Below are 11739 nucleotides of genomic sequence, written 5' to 3' on the forward strand. Positions count from 1 at the left end.
CCCCCTTGGAGGGCCCCCTTGCAGGGCCCGCCGCGCCTCCCGCGGTCAGCGCAGCCAGCCGTGGCGGCTGACGAGCGGGAGCCTGGCCCAGAGCCTGCCGAGGCCGAGGGTGTCTCCGGCGCGGACGGCGGCGAGGGCGATCAGGACGAGTGCGTAGACGAGGTGGTAGTCGGCGAAGGGGTTCGTCGACATGCTCGGCGAGCCGTCGGAGAGGTGCTGGGCGGGCGGCCACTCGGCGACCCACATCAGCGCCATCATCACGGTGCCCGCGACGGCCGCGAAGCGCAGCGCCACCCCGGTGACCAGGGCGACGCCGATACCGAGCAGACCGAGCATGAACAGCCAGTCGGCCCAGGTGTCCCCGGCCCAGGAGTGGAAGGTGGACTCCATCGGTCCCGCGGCCACTGAGCCGAGGAAACCCCGGGTGGGCGAGCCGCCGTCGATCCAGCCCTTGCCGGACGCGGTGGCGTACCCGAGGCCGAAGGTCTTGTCGAGGAAGGCCCACAGGAAGACGACCCCGGTGAGCAGACGCAGCGAGGCGAAGACGTGGGCCCGTGTGTCGTCGCGCACCGACACGGTGAGTTCGGCCGTGGCGACGGCCCGGCTCCTGTGGAAGGAGGGCAGGTGGAAGCCGGGGCTCCGGTGAGGGTGCTCGTGCACGGCCATGATGGTGTCCCTTCGAGGAGCTCCGGTCGGTGCTCCGACGCCCCTCACCCTGCCTGTGCGCGATCGTGGCCGCCGGGTGCCGAAGGTCGGTGACCACGGGGCTGAACGGCCCTTACCGCGGGGCCGGTTGGGGGCGCACGCTCCCCTCGGCCGGCCCGCTGGGGACACGCGCTGCGCCGGTGTCGCGCGCACCTCGCGCTCGGAGGACCGCCGGTGGATCATGGGGCCGGACGGCGGGAGGCGGTTCATGGGACAGGACAAGGACGTTGCCGGGCGGCGCCGGAAAAGGCTCGGCGGCCTCGCGGGCCGTCTGCTGCCCGGCGCGGTCACCCTCCTCGGCTACCGGCGCGCCTGGCTCCGAGGGGACCTGCTGGCCGGGCTCACGGTGGCCGCGTACCTGGTGCCGCAGGTCATGGCGTACGCGGGCGTGGCCGGACTGCCGCCGGTGGCCGGGCTGTGGGCCATCCTGCCCGCCCTCGCCCTGTACGCGCTCCTGGGCTCCTCACGCCTGCTGTCGGTCGGCCCCGAGTCCACGACCGCGCTGATGACGGCCACCGTGGTCGTCCCGCTCGCCGGCGGCGACCCCGCCCGTCACGCCACCCTGGCGGCCACCCTCGCCGTCACGGTCGGACTCCTGTGCCTGGTGGCGCGGGTGGCCCGGCTCGGCTTCCTCGCGGACCTGCTCTCCCGGCCCGTCCTGATCGGCTATCTCACCGGCGTGGCACTGATCATGATCGTGGACCAGCTGCCCAAGCTCACCGGGGTGCGGACGACCGGGGCGGAGTTCCTCCCCCAGCTGTGGTCCTTCCTCACGAACCTGCCCGACGCCCATTCGGCGACCGTGATCCTGTCCGCGGCTGTGCTCGTCTTCCTCTTCGCGGTGCCGAGGAACGTACCGGGCCCGCTCGCGGCCGTCGGACTCGCCACCGCCGCCGTGGCCGTCCTCGATCTCGACGACCGGTACGGCCTCAAGGTCATCGGCGACATCCCCTCGGGCCTGCCCGAGTTCGCCCGGCCGGACCTGGCCGAGCTGCCGGAGCTGGTCCTGCCCGCCCTGGGCGTGCTCATCGTCGCGTACACCGACTTCGTCCTCACCGCCCGCGCCTTCCGCGCCGAGGGACCCGCGCTCGACGCCGACCAGGAGTTCCTGGCGCTGGGCGCGGCCAACCTCGGCGCGGGCGTCCTGCAGGGCTTCCCCGTCAGCAGCAGCGCCAGCCGCACCGCCCTCGCCGCCACCGCGGGCGCCCGCAGCCAGGCGTACTCCCTGGTCGCCGGTGCCGTGGTGCTCGCCGTCCTGCTCCTCCTCAGCCCGCTGCTCGCCCGCACGCCCTCGGCGGTGCTCGGCGCCCTCGTCGTCTACGCCGCCGTCCGCATGATCGACCTCGCGGGCTTCTCCCGCCTCGCCTCCTTCCGCCGCCGCGAGCTGCTGCTCGCGCTCGGCTGCCTGGCCGGGGTGCTCGCCCTCGACATCCTCTACGGCGTCCTCGTCGCCGTGGGCCTCTCGGTCGCCGAGCTGCTGAGCCGGGTGGCCAGGCCGCACGACGCGATCGAGGGCGTGGTGCCCGGGGTGGCCGGCATGCACGACGTGGACGACTATCCGACGGCCCGCACGATCCCCGGTCTGCTCGTCTACCGCTACGACTCCCCGCTGTTCTTCGCCAACGCCGAGGACTTCCACCGCCGCGCCCTCGCCGCCGTGGACCAACAGACCCAGCCCGTACGCTGGTTCGTCCTCAACGCCGAGGCCAACGTCGAGGTCGACATCACCGCGCTCGACGCGGTCGACGAGCTCCGCCGTGAACTCGGCTGCCGTGGAGTGGTGTTCGCGCTCGCCCGGGTGAAGCAGGACCTCCTCGCCGACCTGCGGGCGTACGGCCTCGCGGAGGCGGTGGGTCCGGAGTTGATCTTCCCCACCCTGCCGACGGCGGTGGACGCCTATCGCCGCTGGGGTGGGGAGCGGCCGGCGTAGTCCGCCTCAGGGCGCTCGGCGCGGTCACGAGCTCCGCCGTGAGCTCGGCCGCCGTGGAGTGGTGTTCGCGCTCGCCCGGGTGAAGCAGGACCTCCTCGCCGACCTGCGGGCGTACTCCGCACCCGGGGCGGACGGGGCCGGTGCAGGCCCGCCGCGCCGGAGCCGAGTGGCCCCGGCGGAGGACCGAGTGGCCCACAGCGGACCGTCCCCGGCGGACCCACGCTGGCCGTAGCAGCTCCGCACCCGCCGGGAGGCACGCCATGATCACCACGCCCACGCCCAGCATGCTGCGCGCCCTGCCCGTCGAGCACCGGCACCGGCTGATGCGTGTCGCCCGTGAGGTGTCCTTCCCGCAAGGAGCGCGACTGTTCGAGGAGGGGGGACGGGCCGACCGGTTCTGGATCATCCGGACGGGGACCGTCGAGCTCGACATGCGGGTGCCGGGCCGCAGACCGGCCGTCATCGAGACCCTGCGGCACAACGAACTCGTCGGCTGCTCCTGGCTGTTCACCCCGCACTGCTGGCACCTGGGCGCCGAGGCGACGAGCCCGGTGCGGGCGTACGAGTTCGACGCCACGGCGGTGCGTCTGATGTGCCGTGAGGACCCGGCCCTGGGCAGCGCCGTGGCCCAGTGGGTCGGGGACGTCCTCGCCCACCGGCTGCACTGCGCGCGGATCCGGCTCCTGGACCTGTACGCCCCGTACGGCTCCGGCAGCACCGTCTGAGGCCGAGGAGGTCACCGTGCACGGCACCCCGCACATCGTCGGCGACGTCATGACGCACACCGTCGCCGCCGTCGGCCGCACGGCCCGTTTCAAGGAGATGGTGCAGCTGATGCAGGACCGTCGGATCAGTGCCCTGCCGGTCCTCGACGGCGAGGGCCGGGTCGTCGGGGTCGTCTCCGAGGCCGACCTGCTGCCCAAGGAGGAGTTCCGCGACAGCGACCCGGACCGGTACACCCAGCTGCGGCGCCTGACCGACCTGGCCAAGGCCGGGGCCGTCACCGCACAGGAGCTGATGACCTCACCGGTCCTCACCACCCGCCCGGACGCCACGCTCGCCCAGGCCGCCCGCACCATGGCGCACGCCAAGGTCAAGCGGCTGCCCGTGGTCGACGAACGGGGTCTGCTGGTGGGCGTCGTCAGCAGGTCCGACCTGCTCAAGGTGTTCCTGCGCGGCGACGAGGAGATCGCCGAGGAGGTGCGGCGCGAGGTCGTGGCGTACCTCTTCCCGGCACCGGGCTCGTCGGTCCGCGTCCAGGTCGACGACGGCGTGGTACGGCTCGTCGGCCGGGTCCGGGACACCTCCCTCGTGCCCGTCGCCGCCCGCCTGGTGCGCGCCGTCGAGGGCGTGGTGGACGTGGACTTCGAGCTGGACGGCCACGGCACCCGGGACTCCGCCGGCGACCGGTCCTCCGACGCACCTTGGGCCGGTCGGCCCTAGTGACAGGGGCACCGCCGCGCGATGATCGTCCTCACGGACAGCGCGCGTCCGTCCACCAGCGGGAACGAGGGGTCGTCATGACCGAGCCAGGCACCTTCACGGAGGAGAACCCGATCCGGGTCTTCCTGCTGGACGACCACGAGGTCGTACGACGTGGCCTGACCGATCTGCTCGACGCCGAACCGGACATCTCGGTGGTCGGTGACGCCGACACCGTCGAGCACGCCCTGGTGCGCGGCCCCGCGCTGCGCCCCCACGTGGCCGTGCTCGACGTGCGCCTCCCGGACGGCGACGGCATCACCGTCTGCCGCGAACTGCGCAGCCGGATGCCGGAGCTGGCCTGTCTGATGCTGACGTCGTTCGACGACGAGGAGGCCCTCCTCGACGCCATCATGGCCGGGGCCTCGGGCTATGTCCTCAAGCAGATCCGGGGCTCCGACCTGGTCTCGGCGGTCCGCACGGTCGCCTCCGGCCAGTCCATGCTGGACCCCGCGACCACCGCCCGCCTGATGCGCTCCCTGCGCGCCGACACCCCCGAGACCGCCCCGGCGCTCGCGCCCGAACTCGCGAGCCTGTCGCCCCGGGAGCGGGACATCCTCGCGCTGATCGGGGACGGACTGACCAACCGCGAGATCGGCAGGAAGCTCTACCTGTCCGAGAAGACGGTCAAGAACCACATCTCCCGGCTGCTGGCCAAACTCGGCGTCCAGCGCCGTGTCCAGGCCGCGGTCCTGGCCTCCCAGCTGGACCGGACGGATGCGGACGACCGATCCACCAGGTGAGGGCCGCCGTACCGGAACCGCAGCCCGTGACCGTGTCCGAAATACCGGTCAGTCACCTGCGCCCGGCCCTCCGTCCGCCTACGCTCGCCCCGTGCTGCGCATCACCGACGCCCGAACCGGCGAGACCGTCGACGCCGTCCCCGCCCGCAGGGGCCTGACCCGCGTCGAAGCCCATGTGCCGGGCTACGACCCCTCCGCCCTGCGCGTCCTGCTCGTCGCCGACCTCCTCGTGCGGGCCCTGGAGATCGGCGGCACGCCCGTGTGGGCGCTCCTCACCGGGGACCGCGAACAGGCCGAGCTGCACGCGGGCGCCGCCGCCCTGGGCATCCGGCCCTTCGAGGACCGCCGGGACGTCGGCCCCGGCTGGGGCGAGTCCCAGGCCGTCCACGTGGTGGGCGAGGGCGGCACGGCCCCGGACGGGGTCCGGGTCGCCGTCGCGCCCGTGCGGACCCCGGACATCCCGGCGGGCACCGACCCCGCCGAGATCCGCCTCGCCCTGCTCACCGTGCCCCGGAGCACGCCCGCGCGGCTCGACGCGGCAGCCCTGACCGAGGCCCACGACACCCTCGCGCGCTGGCGCCGGGCCGTCGCCGGGTGGGCCCGGCATCCGTCCCGGCCCGTCCCCGACACCGTGCGCGGACGGCTCCGTACCGCCTGGGAGGACGACCTGGACGTACCCGAGGTGCTGCGCGTGCTGCGGTGGGTCGAGACGTCGGACCTGCCGGAGGGCGCCCGTTTCGAGACATACGCCTACGCGGACCGGCTGCTCGGCCTCGAACTCACCCGCGATCTGGGAGCCCCGGCATGATCGAACGCGCCGGAACGGGCCCGCTGCGCCGTCTGGTCGTGCTCAGACACGCCAAGTCGGCCTGGCCCGAGGGCGTAGCCGACCACCGACGTCCCCTCGGGCCCCGCGGCCGCCGGGACGCACCCGAGGCAGGCCGCGTCCTCGCCGCCTGCGACCTGCTCCCCGACCTCGCCCTGTGCTCCACCGCCGTACGCGCCCGGGACACCTGGGAGCTGGCGTCCGCCCAGTGGGGCACCCCGCCGCCGGTACGCCTCGACCCCGGGCTGTACGGAGCCGACGTGCCGGAACTGCTGGCGGCCGTGCGCGAGACCCCCGCCGAGGTCGTGACCCTGCTCCTCGTCGGACACAACCCCGGTCTGGAGGAACTGGTCCTCACCCTGGCCGGGGACGGCCTCGACGACGCGCTCGACCAGGTACGGGTCAAGTTCCCGACCTCGGCGATCGCGGTGCTGACCTGGCACGGCCCGTCCTGGCGGGCCCTGGAGCCGGGCTCCGCGCTGCTCACCTCCGTGCTGGTGCCGCGGGGAAGGAAGTGACCGGGGCGGGCCGCTGCGCACGGACGGCCGGGGTCCGGGCAGCGATTACGCTGGCCGGATGCAGGACGAGTACCGCACAGTGGCCCGCGCGGGCGTGCACGAGACCGAGGTCAACCGCTCCCGCTTCCTGTGCGCCCTCGCCCCGGCGGCCACCGAGCAGGAGGCCCAGGACTTCGTGGCCTCCGTCCGCAAGGAGCACGCCGACGCCACCCACAACTGCTACGCCTACGTCATCGGCGCCGACGCCGCGATCCAGAAGGCGAGCGACGACGGCGAACCCGGCGGCACCGCAGGCGTCCCCATGCTCCAGATGCTGCTGCGCCGCGACATGCGGTACGTCGTCGCCGTCGTCACCCGCTACTACGGCGGCGTCAAGCTCGGCGCGGGCGGATTGATCCGGGCGTACGGCGGCGCGGTCGGCGAGGCCCTGGACGCGGTCGGCACCCGCACCCGCCGCCGCTTCCGCCTCGCCACGGTGACCGTCGACCACCAGCGCGCCGGCAAGGTGGAGAACGACCTCCGCTCGACCGGACGCGAGGTGCGGGACGTCCGCTACGGCGAGGCGGTCACGATCGAGATCGGCCTGCCGGACGCGGACGTGGCGGCGTTCCGGGGGTGGCTGGCGGACGCGACCGCGGGCACGGCGGTGTTCGAACTCGGGGGAGAGGCGTACGGCGACGTCTAGTCGACCTTTCCGGGCATAACGGGCGTCGCTGTGTCCGGTCGTGACGGAGCGATACGGGAGTAACCGCACGTGATGTCCGACCCGGCGGTTAGGGTCGGGGATCATGCGATTGCTGCACACGTCCGACTGGCATCTCGGCCGAGCCTTCCACCGGGTCACCATGCTCGGGGCCCAGGCCGGGTTCATCGGTCACCTCGTCGACACCGTGCGCGAGCGCGACGTGGACGCGGTGGTCGTGTCGGGAGACGTGTACGACCGTGCGGTGCCGCCCCTCGCCGCCGTCGAGCTGTTCGACGACGCCCTGCACCGGCTCGCCGATCTCGGCGTACCCACGGTGATGATCTCGGGGAACCACGACTCCGCCCGCCGCCTGGGCGTCGGTGCGGGACTGATCGGCCGCGCGGGCATCCACCTGCGGACCGAGGCGGCGGCGTGCGGGACCCCCGTGGTCCTCCCCGACACCCACGGTGACGTCGCCTTCTACGGCCTGCCCTACCTCGAACCCGCCCTGGTGAAGGACGAGTTCGGCGTGCGGAAGGCAGGCCACGAGGCCGTGCTCGCCGCTGCCATGGACCGGGTCCGCGCCGACCTCGCGACGCGCGCGCCCGGGACGCGGTCCGTCGTCCTCGCCCATGCCTTCGTCACCGGCGGCGAACCCAGCGACAGCGAGCGGGACATCACCGTCGGGGGAGTGGCCGCGGTGCCCGCCGGTGTCTTCGACGGCGTGGACTACGTGGCCCTCGGACACCTGCACGGCAGCCAGACCCTCACCGAGCGCGTGCGCTACTCCGGCTCCCCGCTGCCGTACTCCTTCTCGGAGACCGACCACCGCAAGAGCATGTGGCTCGTCGACCTGGACGCCCACGGAGCGGTCACCGCCGAGCGCGTCGACTGCCCGGTGCCGCGGCCCCTGGCCCGGATCCGGGGGACGCTTGAGGAGCTTCTCGCCGATCCGCGGCTCGCACCGCAGGAGGAGGCCTGGGTCGAGGCGACCCTCACCGACCCGGTCCGCCCCGCGGAACCCATGGCCAGGCTCTGTGAGCGCTTCCCGCACACGCTCAGCCTCGTGTTCGATCCCGAGCGGGCCCCGGACGACCCCGACGTGTCGTACGCCCGGCGGCTGGCCGGGCGCAGCGACCAGGAGATCGCCGAGGACTTCGTGGCCCATGTGCGCGGTGCCGGACCCGACGAGCGCGAACAGGCCGTGCTGCGGGACGCTTTCGACGCCGTGCGCGCGGACGAGGCCGTGCGGGAGGTGGCGCGGTGAGGCTGCACCGGCTGGACATCACCGCCTTCGGCCCCTTCGGCGGCTCCCAGACGGTCGACTTCGACGAGCTGTCGGCGGCCGGCCTGTTCCTGCTGCACGGTCCGACGGGCGCGGGGAAGACCTCCGTGCTCGACGCCGTCTGCTACGCCCTGTACGGCTCGGTGCCAGGCGCCCGGCAGAGCGGCCAGGGCACGGCACTGCGCAGCGATCACGCCGCCCCGGGCACCCGCACCGCGATCCGGCTCGAACTGACCGTGGCGGGGCGCCGGTTGGAGATCACCCGGCAGCCCCCCTGGGAGCGCCCCAAGAAACGCGGCACCGGGACGACCCTCGACAAGGCGCAGAGCTGGCTGCGCGAGTACGACGGACCCGCCGGCACCTGGAAGGACCTGAGCCGGTCCCACCAGGAGATCGGTGAGGAGATCACCCAGCTGCTCGGCATGAGCCGCGAGCAGTTCTGCCAGGTCGTCCTGCTGCCCCAGGGCGACTTCGCCCGCTTCCTGCGGGCCGACGCCGAGGCGCGCGGCAAGCTGCTGGGCCGCCTCTTCGACACCCACCGCTTCGCCGAGGTCGAGAAGCGGCTGGCCGAGCGCCGCCGCGCCGCCGAGGCACAGGTGCGCGAGGCCGACGCCGCGCTGCTGGCCGACGCGCACCGCATGCAGCAGGCGGCCGGGGACGCCATGGAGCTGCCCGAACTGGCGCCCGGCGAGCCGGGGCTGGCCGAGGCCGTCCTGAGCGCGGCCGCCGTCGCCCGCAGCACCGTCCGCGAGCAGCTGACGATCGCCCGCTGCGGACTCGGTGCCGCCGAGTCCGCCCAGGCCGCCGCCGAGCGCGCCCTGGCCGACGTACGCGAGGTCGAACGGCTGCAGCGCCGGTTCGCCCAGGCGCGCGAGCGGGCCGCGCTGCTGGAGGAGCGGGCCGCGGGCTATGAGCAGGCGCAGGCCCGGATGGAGCGGGCCCGCAAGGCGGAGGCGGTGGCTCCCGCACTGGAGCTGCGCGATGCGGCCGAGGCCGAGCACCGGCGGGCGGCCGCGGCCGAGGCACGCGCGCGTGGACTGCTGCCAGAGAACTTCGCGGGAGCGGGCGCCACCGGACTCGCCACCGCCGCACGCCGGGCCGCCGAGGAGCTGGGCGGCCTGGACTCGGCCCGGCGCGCCGAGCAGCGGCTGGCCGAACTCGCCCGAGAACGGGCCGAGTTGGACAGCGAGGAGCGGTCCGACGAGGAGGTCCTCCAGGAGGCCGGGGCCTGGCTCGCCGGTTGGGAGGACGCACGCGCGGGCCTTCAGCACGCCGTCGAGTCGGCCCAGGAGGCGGCCACCCGCGCCGAACAGCTGGACGTGCAGCGGGAGCCCGCCCGCAGGCGGCTCGCCGCCGCACGACAGCGCGACCAGTTCGCGCGGGACACCGACGACGCCCAGCGGCAGGCCGTCGACGCGACGGACCGGGCCCTCAAGGCCCGCGCCGACTGGCTGGACGTCAAGGAGCGGCGCCTGAACGGCATCGCGGCCGAACTGGCCGCGCAGCTCACCGAAGGCGAGCCCTGCGCGGTCTGCGGGGCCACCGAGCACCCCGCCCCCGCCCGCAAGGACGCCGGACACGTCGACCGCGAGACCGAGGAGCGCGCGCTCGCCGCCTCGCAGCACGCCGACGAACAGCGGACCGAGGCCGAGCGGCGCCTCGCCGTCGTCCAGCGGGCGCTGGCCGCCGCCCAGGGCGAGGCCGGTGACGCCTCCACCGAGGAACTCGCCGTGCAGGCGGCCGATCTGGAGCGCGAGTACACCGAGGTCCGCGCCCGCGCCTCCACGCTGCGCACCGCGACGGAACAGCTGCGGCACGCCGAGCGGGAGCGCGAACAGCGGCTGACCGCCCAGCAGGAGGCCGCCCTGCGCACCGCCGGCCGCGGCGCCCGCCGGGACGCTCTGGAGCGGCAACGCGCCACCCTGGAAGCGGAGTTGACCGAAGCGCGAGGTGCCGCCGAGAGTGTGGCCGCCCGCGCCGCCCAGCTGGAGCGGCAGGCCGCGCTGCTCACCGACGCCGCCGACACAGCGCGCGTCGCCGAGGACACCGCCCAGCGGCTCAAGGACGCCGACGCCCGCCTCGCCGACGCCGCCTACCGGGCCGGCTTCGACACCCCGCAGGCCGCGGCGGCCGCCCTCCTCGACGACGCGGCCCACCGCGACCTCCAGCACCGGCTCGACGCCTGGCAGGCCGAGGAGGCCGCCGTACGGGCCGTGCTCGCCGAGGCCGACACCGCCGAGGCGGCCCGGCAGCCGTCCGCCGACGTCCCGGCGGCCGAGCGGGTCGCCGCCGAAGCGGGCCGCCGGGTCCGGGAGGCCGCCTCCGCGCTCGACGCGGCCGCCCGGCGCTGCGCGGAACTCGACCGGCTCTCCGCCCGCTCGGCGGCCGGACTCAGGCGGCTCGCTCCCCTGCGCGACGAGTACGACCGGGTGGCCCGGCTCTCCGCGCTCGCGGCCGGCACCTCCGCAGACAACGAACGCAAGATGCGCCTGGAGTCCTATGTGCTCGCGGCCCGCCTGGAGCAGGTGGCGGCCGCCGCGACCGTGCGCCTGCAGCGGATGTCGTCCGGCCGTTACACCCTCGTCCACTCCGACGACCGCACCGGCCGCGGCCGCAGCGGACTGGGACTGCACGTCGTCGACGCCTGGACCGGACGCGAGCGGGACACGGCCACCCTGTCGGGCGGCGAGACCTTCTTCGCCTCGCTCGCCCTGGCCCTCGGTCTCGCGGACGTCGTCACCGACGAGGCGGGCGGGGTCCGGCTCGACACCCTCTTCATCGACGAGGGCTTCGGCAGCCTCGACGAGCAGACACTCGACGAGGTCCTCGACGTCCTGGACTCCCTGCGCGAACGCGACCGCAGCGTGGGCATCGTCAGTCATGTGGCCGATCTGCGTCGCCGTGTCCATGCCCAGCTGGAGGTCGTGAAGGGGCGGACGGGGTCCGCGCTGAAACAGCGCGGCGGAGGCTGAGGGGCAGGACCCGGACCCCGGGGCTCGGCGCCCCGGGAGTCAGCGTCCCAGCGGCCGCCGGGGGAGCGGGGAGGAGTAGACGACGCTGGTGGTCACCGAGCCCAGCGTGCCGATCCGGCCCGACACCTCCTCCAGGTGCCGCATCGAGCGGGCGGCGACTTTGATGACGAAGCAGTCGTCGCCGGTCACATGGTGCGCCTCCAGGATCTCGGGCGTGACCGCGACCAGGTCGTGGAAGGGCTTGTAGTTGCCGGTGGGGTAGCGCAGGCGGACGAACGCCAGGATCGGCAGGCCGAGGCGGTCGGGGTCCACGACGGCGGCGTACCCCTGGATGACGCCCGCCTCCTCCAGCCGCCGTACCCGCTCGGTGACCGCGCTCGCGGACATCGAGACGGCACGGGCCAGCTCGGCGAAACTGGCCCGGCCCTCCCGCTGGAGGACGTCGAGGATGCGCCAGTCGATGGCGTCCGGGGAATACGCGGTCATGCCCGAGGAATAGCAGGGGATTCCCTGGCAGGGCAAGGAGTACGCCGTGGAATCGCCCTTCAGCTTGCCGATCACCGACCGTAGATTTCCCGGCATGACGACAACCG

At 74.3% G+C, this 11739-nt stretch carries 11 protein-coding genes; 9 read left to right on the plus strand and 2 right to left on the minus strand.

Annotated features, from left to right (window positions below):
* Positions 1–45: 45 nt before the first annotated feature.
* On the minus strand, positions 46–666 hold the full coding sequence (locus EHS43_RS24480; protein ID WP_125192914.1) for a DoxX family membrane protein: 621 nt from the start codon (positions 664–666) through the stop codon (positions 46–48).
* A 247-nt stretch (positions 667–913) separates the two neighbouring features.
* Here EHS43_RS24480 and EHS43_RS24485 point away from each other — a divergent pair, with 247 nt between their 5' ends.
* From EHS43_RS24485 to EHS43_RS24525, 9 genes are all read left to right on the plus strand, one after another.
* Positions 914–2635 (plus strand): SulP family inorganic anion transporter, encoded by a 1722-nt coding sequence (locus tag EHS43_RS24485; protein ID WP_125192915.1) that lies wholly within the window; start codon positions 914–916, stop codon positions 2633–2635.
* A gap of 260 nt (positions 2636–2895) precedes the next feature.
* Positions 2896–3360 (plus strand): cyclic nucleotide-binding domain-containing protein, encoded by a 465-nt coding sequence (locus tag EHS43_RS24490; RefSeq protein ID WP_125192916.1) that lies wholly within the window; start codon positions 2896–2898, stop codon positions 3358–3360.
* A gap of 16 nt (positions 3361–3376) precedes the next feature.
* A complete protein-coding gene (locus EHS43_RS24495; RefSeq protein WP_125192917.1) occupies positions 3377–4078 on the plus strand; it encodes a CBS domain-containing protein in 702 nt (233 codons plus the stop codon).
* A gap of 77 nt (positions 4079–4155) precedes the next feature.
* Positions 4156–4860, plus strand: a complete 705-nt coding sequence (locus EHS43_RS24500) for a response regulator transcription factor (RefSeq protein WP_125192918.1) — start codon at positions 4156–4158, stop codon at positions 4858–4860.
* Positions 4861–4951: 91 nt separating this feature from the next.
* Positions 4952–5668, plus strand: coding sequence for a hypothetical protein (locus EHS43_RS24505; RefSeq protein ID WP_125192919.1), 717 nt, complete (start codon positions 4952–4954; stop codon positions 5666–5668).
* On the plus strand, positions 5665–6204 hold the full coding sequence (locus EHS43_RS24510) for a histidine phosphatase family protein (protein ID WP_125192920.1): 540 nt from the start codon (positions 5665–5667) through the stop codon (positions 6202–6204). The genes EHS43_RS24505 and EHS43_RS24510 overlap by 4 nt, the downstream gene beginning before the upstream one ends.
* Positions 6205–6262: 58 nt before the next feature.
* Entirely contained in the window at positions 6263–6889 is a 627-nt protein-coding gene (locus EHS43_RS24515) for a YigZ family protein (RefSeq protein WP_125192921.1), read from the plus strand.
* Between the two features lie 103 nt (positions 6890–6992).
* A complete protein-coding gene (locus EHS43_RS24520; RefSeq protein WP_125192922.1) occupies positions 6993–8156 on the plus strand; it encodes an exonuclease SbcCD subunit D in 1164 nt (387 codons plus the stop codon).
* Positions 8153–11146: an AAA family ATPase gene (locus tag EHS43_RS24525; protein ID WP_125192923.1), complete on the plus strand. Its 2994-nt coding sequence runs from the start codon at positions 8153–8155 to the stop codon at positions 11144–11146. Before EHS43_RS24520 ends, EHS43_RS24525 begins: the two co-directional genes overlap by 4 nt.
* 39 nt (positions 11147–11185) lie before the next feature.
* On the opposite strand, the gene EHS43_RS24530 is transcribed toward EHS43_RS24525, so the two are convergent.
* Positions 11186–11632 (minus strand): Lrp/AsnC family transcriptional regulator, encoded by a 447-nt coding sequence (locus EHS43_RS24530; RefSeq protein ID WP_125192924.1) that lies wholly within the window; start codon positions 11630–11632, stop codon positions 11186–11188.
* Positions 11633–11739: the final 107 nt, after the last annotated feature.

Origin of the sequence: Streptomyces sp. RP5T (genome assembly GCF_003933965.1) — a bacterium.
Lineage (GTDB): Bacteria > Actinomycetota > Actinomycetes > Streptomycetales > Streptomycetaceae > Streptomyces.